The sequence below is a fragment of the Centipeda artemidis DSM 19719 genome (assembly GCF_000426665.1).
In the GTDB taxonomy this organism is placed as follows: domain Bacteria; phylum Bacillota; class Negativicutes; order Selenomonadales; family Selenomonadaceae; genus Centipeda; species Centipeda artemidis.
Map to the genome: position 1 here is coordinate 51,835 of NZ_AUFU01000013.1, position 16,930 is coordinate 68,764.

Here is a 16,930-nt window from a genome sequence, read left to right on the forward strand (position 1 = left end):
TGCCGCGCTCCTTATACCCCGGTTTCCATACTGACTGCATTATAGCATTGGAGCGCGCTTTCATGTCAAGGGGGATTACATCTCCCGGCGCATATCCTTGACGAGGGATGTGACCTCTTCTTCCGACGGCTTTGGCTCGCTTGTCATCTCCTTGCGCATCAGCTGCATTGCATAGACGGCGGCGTTGACAAGACGCACAGAACCGTTCTTCATAATGAATGTAAGGCGGCTGCCGCTCGACACGCCGAGCATGCTGCACATCTTTCGGTATCGTGACCTGTCCCTTTGCCATTACCTTCGCGTTATCAATGAATGTATTTGGCATAATTGCCACGGCATTTATACACGGGCAATAAAAGAGAACCCCCTAGGAGCGCGTCCATGCTCTCTAGAGGGGTCGTCGTTTGCGGTAAACTGATTGCCTACGAGTAGTATACTGCGAGGGAAAATCAACAATTAGGACGCGTGCGCGGCGTAAAAACTCCCTACACAATATGGTACTGTTTCCACGGGATTTGGTTCAGGCGGATGCCGCTGAGGAACTCCACGATCTCCTTGCGCCCGTAGTAACGCGGCTCGCCTGCAGGCGTGAGGCTCATGAGGATGATGGGCATGCCGGGGAAGAATCGCATGAGGGCGCGGCGTGTTTGGGTAGATTTGACGGTATATGTGGTGACGCTCGGGTCGACGTGGATGAGGGCGAACGTGACGCCCTGCTCGATGATGACGGCGCCTTCGATGGTCATGGGTAGGCTCCTTTCAGTGCGGTTCCCCCGCCCTCCCTTCGGCGGGAAGGCAGCGGAACACGGATATTTTGCCTATTGTAGCAGAGCGTTTCACGCAATTCAATCATTAAAATGAATGAATTAATTAAAATGTTGTTGCAGAATTTCTCATAAGCCCCTATAATAGTTCATAAGGGGAATGAATCGCACGAAGCGATTCACATAGCCGAGTCTTATGTGTTCGGCACAGAGGGGGAGGTCTTTCCACGCGTGTATACAATTGTGGAAGGATTTTCTTTTTTTGTGTCGAATGGTCATAAGGTACTGATATTCAACCATGGCGGTGCCTGTGCACCCCCCGCCCCGATGCGCTCGGGACGCGGTTTTTTGTGCGCTTTTGGCGCTGTCGGAGGAGGGATATGAAAGACGTATTACTGCCTGTTGTGCGGCGCTTTGCCCGTACGCTCCTCTTGGTGACGATTTCTGTTGCCGCGATGCTGTTTGCGGCGGGCGAGGTGCGTCTCATCGGCGGCGTGCTGGCGGGCTATGCGGCGGGCGCGGCAATCCTTTGGGGCATGTCGTATCGTGTTTGGCGCAGTGCGGGCTTTCCGCCGGCGCGCGCGCGGCGCGAGATGCTGTGGGGACTGGCATTGCGGCTCATGACGCTGTTTTTGATACTCAGCGCCGCCGCACAGATTTCGCCGGCGGTCTTTTGGGCGGCGGCGGGAGGATGTCTCCTCTTTTACGCGCTTTTTATGCTGCATCTCATTGCGGCGCAGGGCAGTCAAAAATGAAGCGGTCGCGGCTTTGCCGCTCACCGCAGTAAGGAGGTAGAGGTTATGCATGAAATCGGTGTTCGCGAAACAGTGCAGTTCGCGGGTCTCACCTTCAACTGGGAAACGCTCGAGATGACGTGGATCACGATGGCGATCGTTCTGCTCATTGCTTTTCTTGCAACGCGCAGTCTAAAGCTCGTCCCGAGCGGCTGGCAGAACGTCGTCGAGATGGTTGTGACGGCGCTTGCCGAGCAGAGCGACACGATGCTCGGGAAACGCGGTCAGTTCCTGTCCCCGTTCATTGTCACGCTCTTTCTGTTCCTGCTCGTTTCGAACTGGGTAGGACTCGTTCCCACGATGGCGTCCCCGACGAACGACTTGAACACCACATTAGGTTTAGCACTTTTGGTCATCTGCATGGTTCATGTGCTGGGCGTCTATATGAAAGGCGGGCATTACATCGCCCACTTCTTTCAGCCGACCCCGGTGTTCGTGATCATCAACGCGATCGAAGAGGTCGCAAAGCCGATCACGCTGGCGTTCCGTCTTTTCGGCAACATTCTGGCGGGCGAGATTCTCATCATCGTCCTGCTCAAACTCATGCCGATCTGGATGCCGGTGCCCTCGGTTCTGTGGCTCGCGTTCAGTATCTTCATCGGCGGAGTACAGGCGGTCATCTTTACGATGCTGTCGATGGCGTATCTTGCTAATGCGGTCAAAGAGGACGAGCACTAATTTGCTCCTCGCATTGACTTTGATGTATTAAAAATTTTAGGTTCAAAATTTAAGGAGGATTTTCTCAATGGAAAACGCAATCATGGTAGCAGCTGCTCTGATCGGTGCGGGCATTACGATGGGTCTGGCGGCGATTGGCGCGGGCATCGGCGACGGTCTCGTTACGAGCAAGTTCATCGAGGGCATCACGCGTCAGCCTGAGGCAAAGGGCGTTCTCTTTACGAATACACTCATCTCCGTCGGTCTGATCGAGGCGATGGCGATCATCGCTACGGTCGTTGCGCTCATCATGCTCTATGCCAACCCGCTCATGAAATAAGTCCCGGGAGGATATGTGCAAAGGAGGCAGCGTAATTGATAGAGCTTAATTCGACTTTTTTTGCTCAGATACTGAACTTCCTCATCCTCGTTATTCTCCTGCGTGCGGTGGCGTATAAACCTGTGCTCAAGATTCTCAAAGAGCGCGAGGACAGGATCGCCGCGAGCATCGACAAGGCTGACGCCGACGCCGCCGAGGCGGCAAAGACGCTCGAAGCCTACAAGGCGGAGCTTGCAGGGGCGCGTACAAAGGCGCAGGAGATCATGGATCTCGCCGAGAAGCGTGCCAGCGAAGAGCATGAGGCGAGCATTCAGGCGACCAAACGCGAGATCGAGCAGATGAAGAAGGCGGCGGAGCAGCAGATGGAGCGCGAACGCGCCCACGCCGTCGAGCAGTTAAAGGGCGAGGTTGTCACACTGGCGCTCGCGGCCGCGGGCAAGATCGTGCAGAAGAATCTGGAGAAATCGGACAACGACGCCATCATCGGCGAGTTTATCGCGAAACTCGACGCGCATAAGATTGGTGATGCGACATGCTGAACATGGAGCTTGCACGCAAATATGCCCGCGCGATCTTTGAACTGGCGTGCGAGGAAGACAAGCTGAAGGAGTTCGGCGAGGATATTTCGAAGGTACAGCGTCTTTATACCGAATGTCCGGAGCTGAAATCCTACCTCAGCAATCCGAACTTCCAGCCGGAGGATAAGAAATCCCTCCTGAAGGAGGTCTTCGAGGGCGGCGTTCACGAGCACGTTCTGAACTTCCTGCTGCTGCTCGTGGACAAGAGGCGTATGCATGTGTTCGAAGCCATCAGCGCCATCTTTAACGAACTCTCGAACGAGAAACTCGGCATCGCCGTGGCGGACGTCACGACGGCAGGCGAACCGGACGAGGCGCAGATCGAAGAGCTGCGCAAAAAGCTCGAGAGCGTCACGGGCAAACAGGTATCCCTGCGCCGGCACCGCGACCCCTCGCTCATCGGCGGTGTGGTGGTGCGCATCGGCGACCGCCGCATCGACGGCAGCATCAAAGGACGTCTCGAGGCAATGACGGCAGAGTTAATGGCGAACTAGCGGGGTGACAGCGAAATATGAAAATGAATCCGGAAGAGATTACTTCCATAATTAAGGAACGAATCAAGAACTACGACGTCGATCTGAACGTCAACGACGTCGGCACAGTTCTTGAGGTCGGCGACGGCATTGCCCACATCTACGGCCTTGACAAGGCGATGGCGGGCGAGCTGCTCGACTTTGGCAACGAGGTGTACGGACTGGTTCTGAACCTCGAGCAGGAGAGCGTCGGCGCCGTGCTTCTCGGCGGCGAAGCCCTCATCAAGGAAGGCGACACCGTCAAGCGCACGGGGCGCATCATGCAGGTGCCTGTCGGCGAGGCGATGATCGGCCGCGTCGTGGACGCGCTCGGACGCCCCATCGACGGCAAGGGCCCCATCGACACGAAGGAGTTCCGCCCGGTCGAGTCGCCCGCGCCCGGTATCGCGGACCGCAAGAGCGTCCACGAGCCGCTCCAGACGGGTCTGAAGGCGATCGACGCCCTCGTGCCGATCGGCCGCGGACAGCGCGAGCTGATCATCGGCGACCGCGGCACGGGCAAGACGGCGATTGCCGTCGATACGATTCTGAACCAAAAGGGACAGAACTGTATCTGCGTCTACGTCGCCATCGGTCAGAAGGCATCGACCGTCGCGCGCGTTGTCAAGACACTCGAAGACGGCGGCGCTATGGAGTACACGATCGTCGTCGCCGCAACGGCGGCGGACAGCGCGCCGCTGCAGTACCTCGCTCCCTATGCGGGCGTTGCGATGGCGGAGTACTTCATGTATAAAGGCGGTCATGCGCTCTGCGTCTATGACGACCTCTCGAAACACGCGGCTGCGTACCGCGCCATGTCGCTGCTGCTCCGCCGTCCGCCGGGACGCGAAGCATATCCGGGTGACGTGTTCTACTTACACTCCCGCCTCCTCGAGCGCGCGGCGAAACTCTCCGACGCACTCGGCGCAGGCTCCATCACGGCGCTGCCGATCATCGAGACGCTCGCGGGCGACCTTTCGGCGTACATCCCGACGAACGTCATCTCGATCACAGACGGTCAGATCATGCTCGATACCGACTCGTTCTACTCGGGCATCCGCCCCGCGATCAGCGTCGGTCTCTCGGTCTCCCGTGTCGGCGGTTCCGCACAGATCAAGGCGATGAAGCAGGTCGCGGGCACGATGCGTCTCGATCTCGCGCAGTACCGCGAGCTTGCGGCATTCGCGCAGTTCGGCTCCGACCTCGATAAAGCGACAAAGGCACAGCTCGACCGCGGCGCACGCATGGTCGAGACGCTGAAGCAGTCGCAGTACAGCCCGCTCTCCGTTGCCGAGCAGGTGCTCGTCATCTTCACGGCGGTGCGCGGACACCTCACGGACATCCCCGTGGACAAGGTCGTCACGTTCCACACGGACTTCATCAAGTTCATGCGGGCAACGCATCCGAACATCGCGGCGACGATTACGAGCCAGCAGAAACTGGACGATGCCATCGAAGCGGAGATCACGCAGGCGATCGGGGAGTTCAAGGACACCATCTCCTACAAAGAAGCGTAAGGAGAGAGGTGACACGAAATGGCCAATTTACAAGACATTCGTCGTCGCATTCGAAGCGTCAAGAGCATCCAGCAGATCACGAACGCCATGGACATGGTCGCGACCTCGCGTCTGCGCCGTGCCAAGGAGGCGGCCAATGCGAACCGTCCGTACGCGGAAAAGACCGCGGCGGTCATTCGGAGCGTCGCGGCTGCGGCGGACGACGTATCGCATCCCCTGCTCGAGCGGCATGAGAGCGGCAAGCGTCTCATCCTCGTCATGGCGGCGGACAAAGGTCTCGCGGGCGCCTATTCGAGCAACGCGCTGAAGGCGGCCATGGCGCTGGTCGAGGACAAGGCGAACACGCAGATTGTCACCGTCGGGCGCAAGGCGCGCGATTTCTTCAAAAATCGCTCCTTTGACATCGTGAGCGAGCACATCGGCATCAGCGAAAAGCCGCGCGCACAGCACGCACAAAAGATCGCGGACGAACTGATCACAGCCTTTTCGGAGGGCGGCATCAAGGAAGTCTACATGATCTACACGCGTTTTGTCTCGGCGATCACCTGCGTGCCGGAGGCTGTGAAACTCCTCCCGTTCGAAGCGCCGGAGGACGACGGACAGCCGCGTGCACAGTACATCTATGAGCCGGATGCGGAGACCGTACTGGGGCATCTCCTGCCGCAGTACCTCTTCACGACCATCTATGCGGCGCTCCTCCAGTCGGCAGCCAGCGAACTCTCCTCGCGCATGAACGCGATGAGCAACGCAACGGACAACGCCGGCGAACTCATCGGGAAGCTCGATCTGTACTACAACAAAGTGCGACAGGCGGGCATCACGAACGAGATCAACGAAATCGTCGGCGGCGCCGAGGCACTCAAGTGACGCCCATGTACGCAGCATTTTGCGGCATGGAGGTAAGGAGGTTTTCCATTGGCAAAAGGTAAAGTCGTACAGGTCATCGGACCTGTCGTAGATATTGAATTTCCGGCGGGTGAACTGCCGGAGATACTGAGCGCCATCAAGATCGACGGCAAAGCGGCAGATCGGGAGATTCATCTCACGGTCGAAGTCATGCAGCATCTCGGCGACAGTGTCACGCGCTGCATCGCGATGAGCTCCACCGACGGACTCATGCGCGGCATGGCGGCGGAGGACACCGGTTCCCCGATCAAGGTGCCCGTCGGCGAGGCAACGCTTGGACGCGTCTTTAACGTCCTCGGCGAGACGGTCGACCACAACCCGGCACCCGTCGGGAATACGGAATCGTGGCCGATTCACCGTCCCGCGCCGAAGTTCGACGACCAGGAAACGTCGACCCAGATCCTCGAGACCGGCATCAAGGTCGTCGACCTCATCGCCCCGTATTCGCGCGGCGGTAAGGTCGGACTCTTTGGCGGTGCGGGCGTCGGCAAGACGGTTCTCATCATGGAGCTGATCCACAACATCGCGACCGAGCACGGCGGCTATTCCGTCTTTGCCGGCGTCGGCGAGCGTACCCGCGAGGGCAATGACCTCTGGTCGGAGATGACCGAGTCGGGCGTTATCGACAAGACCGCGCTCGTCTATGGCCAGATGAACGAGCCGCCCGGCGCGCGTATGCGCGTCGCGCTGACGGGGCTCACGATGGCGGAGTACTTCCGCGACGTGCAGGGACAGGACGTGCTGCTCTTCATCGACAACATCTTCCGTTTCATCCAGGCAGGTTCCGAGGTCTCGGCGCTGCTCGGACGTATGCCGTCCGCCGTCGGCTATCAGCCGACGCTGACGACCGACGTCGGCGCTCTGCAGGAGCGCATCACGTCTACAAAGAAGGGCTCCATCACGTCCGTGCAGGCGGTCTACGTTCCCGCGGACGACCTCACCGACCCCGCGCCGGCGGCAACGTTCACGCATCTCGATGCGACGACCGTTCTCTCCCGTCAGATCGCGGAGCTCGGCATCTATCCCGCCGTCGACCCGCTCGACTCCACCTCGCGTATCCTCGACCCGAACGTCATTGGTCAGGAGCACTACGAGGTCGCGCGCGGCGTGCAGGCGGTTCTGCAGAAGTACAAAGAGCTGCAGGACATCATCGCCATCCTCGGCATGGAGGAACTCTCCGACGAGGATAAGCTGACCGTTTCGCGCGCGCGCAAGATCCAGCGCTTCCTCTCGCAGCCGTTCGCGGTTGCCGAGGTCTTTACCGGTTCGCCGGGCAAATACGTCGCGCTCAAGGACACGATCCGCGGTTTCAGAGAGATCCTCGACGGCAAGTACGACGAGCTCCCCGAGGCGGCGTTCTACATGGTCGGCGGCATTGAGGAGGCCATCGAGAAGGCGAAGAAACTCAAAGAGGAGGAATAATCGATGGCGACCATCCAGCTGGAGATTGTCTCTCCCGACCGCGTGGTCTACGCCGCCGATATCGACATGCTCATCGCCCGCTCCACGGGCGGCGAGATCGGCATCCTGCCGAAGCACATCCCCCTCGTGACGGGACTTCAGCCGCATGCCATGAAGATCCATGTCGACGGCGGTACCGAGCAGCTCTTTGCAGTTGCGGGCGGCTTCATGGAAGTCACCCCGGAGAAGATCACCGTCCTCGCCACGGCTGCCGAAGAGCCGGACGAGATCGACATCAACCGTGCCCAGCGCGCTTATGACCGCGCACAGGCACGTCTCAAACGTCTGCGTGAAGGCGGCGTGGAGGACGGCGGTGCGGCTATTGACGAGCATCGCGCCGCGCTTGCCCTCAAGCGCGCCGTCGCACGCCTGCAGGCAACGCATACAGCCGTAAAGGCGTAAAAGAAGAAAACACCCTCGCTGCACAGATGCGGCGGGGGTGTTTTTGTGCTTTACCGAATTGTTATACAATTAGGATATTTGCCTTATTGTGCAGTGCTTTGTATTATTATACAATAGAAATGATGATAGAGGAAACTGAGAGGTGCATGTACGAATCGTCAGATCTGTTGCGCTGTATTTTGTGCACTCGCGCTGTCCGGAACAGCAAGTCACGTTTATGCCGCACCGGGGGACGGCAGCCGGCAGGAACAGTTGGACGAGGCACGTCGACAGGAGGACGAACGGGAAGCCCGACGCCGGGAACCTTCCATACATCTGACCCCGGGAGACGTACAGGCACAGCCGGCAGAGACAGCACCGAACGGGCAGACCTTTCTCATCAACGAAATCACATTGCGAAATGCCGCCGATCGATGGAACTTCCTCACGCGCATCACAAAACAATACGAAGGCAGAGAGCTGGATCTGAGCGCTGTCAACACGCTGCTGCGCGAACTCAATCAAAAGCTGCTGGCGCGCGGCTATGTCACCACGCGCGTTACACTGCCGGAGCAGAACCTCAGGGGCGGATATCTCGTCCTCGACCTCCGGATCGGATACATGGGCGAGATGAAGTATGCCGAGGGCAGCCCGCACATCCCGTGGAGGAATTCCTTTCCCATACGTAAGGGAGACGTTTTGAACCTGCGCGCCCTCGAGCAGGGCGTCGAGCAGATGCACAAAGTATCGTCGCAGCGCGTCGACATCCGCCTCATTCCCTCCAACCGGGAGGGATACAGCGATGTGGAACTCACCGTGCAGCGCGGGAGAAACGTCTTCGGCATCCTTTCCGTCGACAACTCGGGACTTGACGCCACAGGGAAATTGCAGGCAGGCTTTACACTCGGCATCGACAGCCCCACGGGCGCGAGCGATCTCCTGCGTCTTGGCTTTGACCTGGACGGCGCCCATGACGGCTATCGGAGGGGCACGCGCGGCAAGAACTTCTACTATGCCGTTCCGCTCGGTTACGATACCCTCTCTCTTTCGCATTATCGGAGCGATTACCGGCAGACTGTGCACGTGCGGCCGTATCCGTTCGTCAGCGGCGGTGCATCGCGTACGACCAGGCTGACATGGAACCGGGTTCTATCCCGGACGCAGACCGGAAAAACGGCATTTGAAGTGAGCATCCGAAAGAGAGATTCGGAACAAAGCATCAACGGCGTGCGCATTCCCATCCAGGACAAAAAGATGACCTCCCTGGAGTTCGGCATCTCTCAAAAGCAGAATATCGGCAGCGCACAGCTCTTTGGGCGGCTGTCGCACCGCATGGGCGTCGATTGGTTCGGCGCCCAGAGAGAAAACCCGCATCCCGACGCCCCGAAGTCAAGATATCGGATGTGGCTGCTCGATCTCGACTACCAAAAACCCATCCCGATGGGAAAACGCCGGGGCACTTTTACATCCTCCTTTCACGGACAGTGGACTGCCGAAGGAAAACGGCTCTACGGCGCAGACATGGTGAGCATCGGCGGACGCTATACCGTGCGGGGATTTGACGGAGAATATACGCTTACGGGAGAGAGCGGCTGGTACTGGCAGAATGAAATCGCCGCATACTTCCAGGAACTCGACGCGAGCCTTTACATCGGTCTTGACCTCGGCATGATCTACGGACCAAGCGTAGAGACACAGTTCGGCCACAGCCTCATGGGCGCGGTGCTCGGCGTGCGCGGTGCCGTCGCGAAGGACTTCACCTATGACCTCTTCATTGCCGCACCGATCCGGCGCCCCCCGGGATTTCCCGCCGATCGCATGACCACGGGATTCCGCGCCGCGTTGAAATTTTAGACGCCCGGGATTTTTAAGATATTGATATAAGACGTATACACACATCAGGACAAAAGAGAGGACGCCCCCATGATCCGCAAAAAGATACTCGCAAAGCGCATCGCAGCCTATCTAACGCTCGGGATGTTCACATTTCAGCAGATCAGCTTCGCGGCGGCCGTCCCCGACGAGGCAGCCCCCGAAGAGCGGCGTCCCATCGTCACGTCAGCAGATAACGGCATCCCCGTCGTCAACATCGCAGCAAGGAACGGCGCGGGCGTCTCCATCAACGAGTACAGCGAACTCAGCATCGATCCCGCAGGACTCATCCTCAACAACGGCTATACCATTTCCAGAACCGAACTTGCGGGCTGGATTGACCGCAACCCGAACCTCGCCTATGGTCCCGCGCAGATCATCGTGAACCAGGTAACGGGCGCAGGCATCACCAACATGAACGGCTTCCTCGAAGTCGCGGGCGGCAGAGCCGACGTCGTCATTGCCAACGAAAACGGCATCCGTGTCAACGGCGGCGGCTTTATCAACACGGATCGGGCGGTGCTCACCACAGGGCGTCCAGAGTTTGGAAGAGACGGTTCCCTTGACCGCATTCGCGTCACCGAGGGAGCCGTTTCCTTTGAGGGGAAAGGAATCGACGCCCGCGGCGCAAACAGCCTCGAAGTCCTCACCCGTGCCGAGCGAATCAACGCCGACATCTTCGCCAATCACACAACGCACATCGGCGGCGCGAACGACATCTCCTATGGCAGTCTTACCGCAGCGCCGATCGAAGGCACCGGCGAAACGCCGACCGTTACTCTCGACGCTGCAGCCGTCGGCGGCATGTACGCAAACAAGATCCGTCTCGTCGGCACGGAGAAAGGCCTCGGCGTCAACATGGGCGGCAAACTCGTCGCCTCCGAAGCCGCTGCCATCGACGCCGACGGCACACTGCATGTCACGGGGCTCATCAACAGCGGCGGGAGCACAGCGGTAACCGCCGAGAAGATACAGCTCGACGAAGGCGGCCGCATCTACGGAAATGACATCTCCATCAAAGCAGATACACTTGTCAATCAGAGAAACGAAGCGCCGGAGCAAAACCTCCAAAAAGAAGTTCGTCTCCTCAAAGAGAAATCCGAAGCCCTCGACGCCGTCGTTCGGCAGGACGTCACGCAGCTGCGCGGCGTAAGAGCGCAGCGCAGGTATCAACTGGATATCAAAGAAGCGACCGCAGCCTATGAACAGCAGCGAGAACGCACAGAAGCCGCACGCACAGCACTCGCAAACCATGAAGCGAGCGCCGTTGCCGCGCGCAGGAACCTCAGCGTAGAAGCGGGAACGATCAAAAACAGCGCCGACAGCATTCTCTACAACGGCAGCGACATGACACTCAATGCCAAAGATGCCGTCGTGAACAGCGGCGGGCGCATCGAGAGCGGCGGCAATATGCGCATCACCGCGCCGACCGTTCGGAACGAGAACAGCGCGTTTTCCGTCCAGCGCGTTGTCAGTCCCCTGCGGAGCAACCCCGTGCGCATCCGTATCGACGAGCCCGGCAACCGCGAGGAGGGACAGACCTTTGACGCCGGCGAATTTGATAAAATAGATAACGGATACGGTGCATACCACCGGGGCAATCCCGACAAATTCCAGCTGTGTACCTTTATCCACACCCAGACCCAGACCTCCGAGAACGCACTTCGCATGACGAATGCCGGTGTCATCGAGAGCGGCGGCAATCTTACCGTTGCCGGCAGCCTCGTAAATGACAACAGCCAAGTCGTCGCCGGGAAACATCTCAGCATCACGGGGGCGACAGACAATATTGCGGCGCAGACCGACCGGAGAACCGTCACATTCGGCTATACACGGGCGAGTTATACCGATCGGAGAAACCGTATTCATAAAGGCCATGTACGCAAATACCGCAGGGCCGTCTTCATGACCCCGCAGGCAGAAGACGCACAGCCGCGCTCCCTCGGCATCGCAGCATTGGGGGATAAAGAAGACGTCACCCTCGCAACCCGCAGGAACGTGAACGGCTTTCTCGATCCCTTCTCCATCGATAAGACCGCGCAGGAACACCTGCGCCTCGGCGACGGTATCACCACGCTCAAGGATCCGGGCGCGCTTTTCAAGCTCCATCCCGAACCCGGAGCGAAGTATCTCATCGAGACCGATCCCGCCTTTACGGATAAGAAGAGGTTCCTCTCCTCGGACTACATGCTCGAACAGCTCAAATGGGATCCCGACAAGATACAGAAACGCCTCGGCGACGGATTCTACGAGCGGCGGCTGATCATTGATCAGATATTGCAGCGTACAGGCACAATCCCGGGCGGGGATGAAGATGCCGACGCCGCGATCAAGGCACTCATGGACGCGGGCATCGCAGCCGCCAAAGATTTGCAGCTTGCGCCGGGCATTGCCCTCTCCAAAGAACAGATCGCAAAGTTGAAGAGCGACATCATCTGGATCGAAGAGCAGGAAGTAGAAGTGGGCGGCATCCGCGAAAAAGTCCTCGTGCCGCACGTCTACTTCACATCGACCAATGGGCTCACACTCAGCCCCGACGGCAGCATCATCAGCGCGCGCAGCATCGACATTCAAACGCAGGAGGATGTTCATAACGCGGGACTCATCCTTGGCAAAGAGGATCTTCGCGTGGATGCGAAGACCTTTGCAAACGAGGGAGATATCTACGCGGGGACGGCAGTCGTCAAAACGAGCGGCGACATCCGTCAAAACGGCAGCATCACCGCAGAAAGAAAAGCAGAACTCACCGCGGGTGGAAGCATTTCCTCTGAAAACAACATCGAGCATTTCGCCCATCAAGACGTCGTCCGGCGTATGGCAGATATCTCCGTCACGGGAGATGACGGTACGCTCACTTTGGACGCCCAAAAGGACATCGATCTCAAGGGCGCGACCCTCTCCGCGGGAGGAAAGAATGCTGCCGTAATAGTCAACGCGGGAGAGAACATTCGCCTCACGACAGATACCCTCTCCGCAGATAAAGACATGACCCAGAGCGGAGATAACTATCTTCGTACCAAGCGGAGCACAGAGCTCGGCACAACGATCAAAGCGGGCAGCGACGTCTCTCTCCATGCGGGAGAAAACATCGAAGCACGCGCCGCCTACATCCGCAGCGACGAGGGCAGCGTCACCCTCAACGCAGACAAAGACATCTCCCTCACCGCAGGGAGGGAAATCTCGGACGACGCCTATGGGATCAAATACAAATCCCAAGGGCTTCTTTCGAGTACCAAAACCACCGTCCGATCGCGCCGCGAGAGCGACCATGCCATAGGAACAACGATCAGCGGAAAGAACGTCGACATCGCAGCGGATAACGACATCGAACTTAGAGCCGCGAACATCGCTGCAGATGAGAACGCCGCAGTTCGTGCAAAAGGCACCGTCAGCCTCACCCCCGAAGCGCGGAGAGACATCACCGAGAACTATAAGAGCGTCAAGAAATCCGGCATCATGGGACAGGGATTCGGCGTCTTTATCGGCACCAAGAAGACCACCGACACCTACGAAGGAGACGCCCTCACCCGGCGGGGCACCACCATCGCCGCAACCGGCAGCATCAGCATCTCAGCGGATCAGGACGCACACCTCACCAACGCCGCACTCTATGCGGGCAAGGATGCAAGTATCACTGCCGCAGGCGTTAAACTTGACGGCAAAGACAACATCATCAAGGAAAAGTATACGCACGAAGTATCGCAGTCAGGGCTTTCTATCAGCCTTGGCGGAGCGGTCATGGATACCTACAATGACATTGCACGTCCTGTGCGGCGCATCGGCGCAGTCCGGGATGATCGGTTGAGAGGACTGTACGCATGGGAAATCGGCAGAAAACTCTATGACCTCACGAAGAAGCCTGCGGACGGCATAGCGAGATACAAAGAACTCCTCAAAGGAAAGAATGCATTCGGACTCAATATAGGACTCGGCAGCTCGCGCTCATCGAGCACGACGGAGATCCTCTCGTACGAGAATACAGGCAGCAAAATAGAGGCCGGCACCGACCTCTCCCTTCGTGCGCGTGAAAAGGACATCTCCATGACGGGCGGCACCCTTCAAGGAAAGAACGTCACACTGGAGGCGAAGAAAAATATCGACCTGCGCGCCGCAGAGAATACCACACATACCGTGACCAAAGAACGCTCGAGCTCCGCAGGGGTCAGTGCCACCTACACCTTTGGTGCAGGGATCACGAGTGTCGGCATCAACGCAGAACGCGCCGCCAGTGACGGCATCGGAGACCGCACAACCTATACACCTGCCATCATACAAGCACAAGAAAAACTCTCCATGACCTCGGGCGCAGATACCAACATCATCGGCTCGCAGGCATCTGGCAAAAAGGTCAATATGAAGGTCGGCGGCAATCTCAACATCGAGAGCCTGCAGGAAAAAGACGACTACAGAGAGAAAAACTCCTCGTCGGGCTTCAACATCAGCGCATCCATGAGCGGCGGGATCAACACCAACGATCCCGACATCGCCGCCTCCTACAGCAAAGGGAAGATCCACTCCAACTGGAAGAGCACCACAGGGCAGGCAGGCATCTATGCAGGCGCAGACGGCTTCCACATTCATGTAAAGAAGAACACCGACCTCAAGGGCGCTGTTATCGCAAGCGAAGCGGCTTCCGATAAGAACACGCTCTCCACGGAAAACCTCACCTATGGAAACATAGAGAACAGTGCCTCTTACAGCGCGAGCAGCAAAGGGCTTTCGTACCGTAAATTCGCAAGCGGTGCATACGGCGCAGGAGAAGGCTACAACATGAAAGGGCTCACGCCCGTTCTTTCCGTCCCCGCCCAAGGCGATGCGGCAAGCACAACCAAATCTGCTATTGCCCCGGGCAGTATTGACGTGCGTAAAAACCCGAATCAAGACCTCTCAGACCTTAGCAGAAACACAAGTAATGCACTGAACGAGCTCGGGAGAATCTTTGACAAGAAGAAAATAGAAGAACAGCAGGAACTTGCCGCCGTCTTCGGCGAAGAGGCATACCGACTCGCCCATAACATGAAAGACGACGGGAGCGGCAGAAAGATCCTTGTTCACGCAGCCATCGGCGGCATCATGAGCCGCATCACGGGCGTGGGCTTCACTTCGGGTGCTGTAGGAGCGGGACTGAACGAAGCCGTGATCAAGGAAATCGACAAGATTGCCAAGCATGACCCGGGCGCAGCACAAATCGTGAGTGCCATCATCGGTGCGGCAGCAGCCAAGGCAGTCGGCGGAACGGCGGGCGCGGGGGCATCTGCGGCAACAAGTGGGACGAAGAATAATTGGCTAGGAGCAGAACAGAATGACTTTGTTCATGAATTAAGTGAGGCATTGGAAAGCCGAGATCAAGAAAAAATCAATGAAGTATTAGCTAAATATTATGCGCTAAGTAATTACTACGACCAACATGGAATGACCGGAGAGGGAGATGACCAAAGAATAACGGCTTCTCTTTATCCATTACTGGAGTGTTTAATTCCAGAGGATAAGAAATATTGGTTAGACGGAGGCTTGAACTATACATTAAATAATATTGTCTGTATGGATCCTGCATTATTCGCATTGGCCAATCAAAAGAGACATGATCTAGAAGTTAATGGATACGCCGAAGGCGTTATACCGTCTAACGATTATCATGTCGCAGAAAGAGCAGCAGAAGTTAAGATGAATAGTGAGATCCCTAAGACGAATTATGCTACAGAAGAATCGTCTGTGACTACTAAAGCTGTAGGGATAGCTACAGACTTAGTTGCTACAAATGTACTTTCCCGCGGTTTACTCTTGGCACCTTCAGCATATCTTTATGCTCGTTATGGCGAAGGAGAAAGTTTATATTTTTCAGAGGACTCCGTGGTGTCATATGAGATCGTACATAGTCAAGACTTTATAGATGAAATTAGAACAAGAGGGCGGGCTATTCCTGTTGGGAGTAGTGAAACCCGTTTCACGAGCGTCAAAATGAATGCGTCAGGTGGTATTGACCCATGGCTAACATTTGGTACTATTAAGTTAGCAATAACTATAACACATAATATGGATAATACATATACGGTAGAAGGAGTAGCTGAAGATTTGTATAATTTCGAGCATTTAACATTAGACGGGTGGAAGAAAATTGTAGAAATGGGAAATAATATTGCCTATGATCTACAAAAGAAGGGCGAGATTCGTCCCTATACATGGAAGGCGAATATACATGCGACGATTCATGAGAAACTTTAAAAAGCTGCCTAAGCATATAAGATGCGCTTGTATTGTAATATTAATTTTGCCCAGTACCATCGTCGCATATTATATTTTCGGATATACATATTACTTGGTGGCGTGGCTTTTTTTGCCGGGGGATTATTATGTGTACGCAAAAGATTGTGAAATATATGCAGCCGGAAGAATTACCAGATCTCTACAAGTGTTCAAAGAAGAAGACGGGGTGCTGTACTTCATTGATAACTATGGCTTTTGGGCGTTGGATTGTGTAACAGATAATATAAAGGTATTTAATCCAGAACTAACGGATGAGGATATTCAAGATTTACAGGCCACTCAGACGGCGACGGAAAAAGACTACGGATTTGATACTGATTTAAAAGAACCAAAAGATAAAAATGATATTTATCTTATGATACGCCATAAAAAGCGATGGTATGACGGGCGTTTAACCATTGTCAATCATATTGAGGAGTTATCAGAAGATGCGCGGAGAGTTTATGGCGAATTAGAACGAAAAGAAGGCGACGGCGTTATTGTTTGTCCTCAACCACGGGCTGCAGATCCCTATGGATTCTTTTTTCAACCTGTTGACTATATGATCGGTTGGTGGAAACGAGGGATTACTTGACTCCAAAAGCTGTTTAACTATCAGGGGCTTCAGAAGATCTCTATAGGGGGACTGGTCAATAGGTCGAAGCTATGCCCCAGAAAACAATGCAAAGGCCGTGACCAAAGAACGCTCCAATTCCGCAGGTATTCGTATCACCTATAGAGAACAGTTCCTCTTACAGCGTGAGCAACAAGGGGCTTTCCTACCGTAAATTCACAGACGGTGCATACGGTGCAGGAGAAGGCTACAACATGAAAGGGCTCACGCCCGTTCTTTCCGTCCCCGCCCAAGGCGATGCGGCAAGCACAACCAAATCTGCTATTGCCCC

The 16,930-nt window shown here is 56.4% G+C and carries 14 protein-coding genes; 12 read left to right on the top strand and 2 right to left on the bottom strand.

Translation table 11 applies throughout. The annotated features are described in order from the left end of the window. Nucleotides 1-75: 75 nt before the first annotated feature. Together K341_RS11720 and K341_RS0108265 are read right to left on the bottom strand one after the other, a co-directional pair. A complete protein-coding gene (locus tag K341_RS11720) occupies nucleotides 76-252 on the bottom strand; it encodes a hypothetical protein (protein WP_009439556.1) in 177 nt (58 codons plus the stop codon). Between the two features lie 233 nt (nucleotides 253-485). Next, on the bottom strand, nucleotides 486-746 hold the full coding sequence (locus K341_RS0108265) for a hypothetical protein (protein WP_009439338.1): 261 nt from the start codon (nucleotides 744-746) through the stop codon (nucleotides 486-488). Between the two features lie 398 nt (nucleotides 747-1,144). Between K341_RS0108265 and K341_RS0108270 the strand changes: the two genes are divergently transcribed. From K341_RS0108270 to K341_RS0108325, 12 genes are all read left to right on the top strand, one after another. Continuing rightward, nucleotides 1,145-1,519, top strand: a complete 375-nt coding sequence (locus K341_RS0108270; RefSeq protein WP_009439297.1) for a hypothetical protein — start codon at nucleotides 1,145-1,147, stop codon at nucleotides 1,517-1,519. A gap of 45 nt (nucleotides 1,520-1,564) precedes the next feature. Continuing rightward, complete coding sequence (gene atpB, locus K341_RS0108275) at nucleotides 1,565-2,236, top strand: F0F1 ATP synthase subunit A (RefSeq protein WP_009439476.1); 672 nt, start codon at nucleotides 1,565-1,567, stop codon at nucleotides 2,234-2,236. 67 nt (nucleotides 2,237-2,303) lie between these two features. Next, entirely contained in the window at nucleotides 2,304-2,555 is a 252-nt protein-coding gene (gene atpE / locus K341_RS0108280) for a F0F1 ATP synthase subunit C (RefSeq protein ID WP_009349337.1), read from the top strand. 35 nt (nucleotides 2,556-2,590) lie between these two features. After that, on the top strand, nucleotides 2,591-3,094 hold the full coding sequence (gene atpF / locus K341_RS0108285; protein WP_009349336.1) for a F0F1 ATP synthase subunit B: 504 nt from the start codon (nucleotides 2,591-2,593) through the stop codon (nucleotides 3,092-3,094). Further along, a complete protein-coding gene (gene atpH, locus K341_RS0108290; RefSeq protein WP_009439555.1) occupies nucleotides 3,088-3,627 on the top strand; it encodes an ATP synthase F1 subunit delta in 540 nt (179 codons plus the stop codon). Before atpF ends, atpH begins: the two co-directional genes overlap by 7 nt. A gap of 17 nt (nucleotides 3,628-3,644) precedes the next feature. Further along, nucleotides 3,645-5,162, top strand: a complete 1,518-nt coding sequence (gene atpA, locus K341_RS0108295; protein ID WP_026762481.1) for a F0F1 ATP synthase subunit alpha — start codon at nucleotides 3,645-3,647, stop codon at nucleotides 5,160-5,162. Nucleotides 5,163-5,180: 18 nt separating this feature from the next. Continuing rightward, nucleotides 5,181-6,029, top strand: a complete 849-nt coding sequence (atpG, locus tag K341_RS0108300) for an ATP synthase F1 subunit gamma (RefSeq protein ID WP_026762482.1) — start codon at nucleotides 5,181-5,183, stop codon at nucleotides 6,027-6,029. Nucleotides 6,030-6,077: 48 nt separating this feature from the next. Next, nucleotides 6,078-7,490: a F0F1 ATP synthase subunit beta gene (gene atpD / locus K341_RS0108305; RefSeq protein ID WP_009349332.1), complete on the top strand. Its 1,413-nt coding sequence runs from the start codon at nucleotides 6,078-6,080 to the stop codon at nucleotides 7,488-7,490. A 3-nt stretch (nucleotides 7,491-7,493) separates the two neighbouring features. Continuing rightward, nucleotides 7,494-7,931: a F0F1 ATP synthase subunit epsilon gene (locus K341_RS0108310; RefSeq protein ID WP_009349331.1), complete on the top strand. Its 438-nt coding sequence runs from the start codon at nucleotides 7,494-7,496 to the stop codon at nucleotides 7,929-7,931. Nucleotides 7,932-8,183: 252 nt separating this feature from the next. Then, on the top strand, nucleotides 8,184-9,764 hold the full coding sequence (locus K341_RS0108315) for a ShlB/FhaC/HecB family hemolysin secretion/activation protein (RefSeq protein ID WP_248676894.1): 1,581 nt from the start codon (nucleotides 8,184-8,186) through the stop codon (nucleotides 9,762-9,764). A gap of 69 nt (nucleotides 9,765-9,833) precedes the next feature. Further along, nucleotides 9,834-16,004, top strand: a complete 6,171-nt coding sequence (locus tag K341_RS11725; RefSeq protein WP_248676895.1) for a hemagglutinin repeat-containing protein — start codon at nucleotides 9,834-9,836, stop codon at nucleotides 16,002-16,004. Then, a complete protein-coding gene (locus K341_RS0108325; RefSeq protein WP_026762484.1) occupies nucleotides 15,979-16,620 on the top strand; it encodes a hypothetical protein in 642 nt (213 codons plus the stop codon). The genes K341_RS11725 and K341_RS0108325 overlap by 26 nt, the downstream gene beginning before the upstream one ends. Nucleotides 16,621-16,930: the final 310 nt, after the last annotated feature.

Excerpts from the sequence above, each read along its gene's own strand:
- K341_RS11720 (WP_009439556.1), bottom strand. The coding sequence starts at position 252 with ATGCTCGGCGTGTCGAGCGGCAGCCGCCTTACATTCATTATGAAGAAC.
- K341_RS0108265 (WP_009439338.1), bottom strand. The coding sequence starts at position 746 with ATGACCATCGAAGGCGCCGTCATCATCGAGCAGGGCGTCACGTTCGCC.
- K341_RS0108270 (WP_009439297.1), top strand. The coding sequence starts at position 1,145 with ATGAAAGACGTATTACTGCCTGTTGTGCGGCGCTTTGCCCGTACGCTC.
- atpB (WP_009439476.1), top strand. The coding sequence starts at position 1,565 with ATGCATGAAATCGGTGTTCGCGAAACAGTGCAGTTCGCGGGTCTCACC.
- atpE (WP_009349337.1), top strand. The coding sequence starts at position 2,304 with ATGGAAAACGCAATCATGGTAGCAGCTGCTCTGATCGGTGCGGGCATT.
- atpH (WP_009439555.1), top strand. The coding sequence starts at position 3,088 with ATGCTGAACATGGAGCTTGCACGCAAATATGCCCGCGCGATCTTTGAA.
- atpA (WP_026762481.1), top strand. The coding sequence starts at position 3,645 with ATGAAAATGAATCCGGAAGAGATTACTTCCATAATTAAGGAACGAATC.
- atpG (WP_026762482.1), top strand. The coding sequence starts at position 5,181 with ATGGCCAATTTACAAGACATTCGTCGTCGCATTCGAAGCGTCAAGAGC.
- K341_RS0108310 (WP_009349331.1), top strand. The coding sequence starts at position 7,494 with ATGGCGACCATCCAGCTGGAGATTGTCTCTCCCGACCGCGTGGTCTAC.
- K341_RS11725 (WP_248676895.1), top strand. The coding sequence starts at position 9,834 with ATGATCCGCAAAAAGATACTCGCAAAGCGCATCGCAGCCTATCTAACG.
- K341_RS0108325 (WP_026762484.1), top strand. The coding sequence starts at position 15,979 with ATGCGACGATTCATGAGAAACTTTAAAAAGCTGCCTAAGCATATAAGA.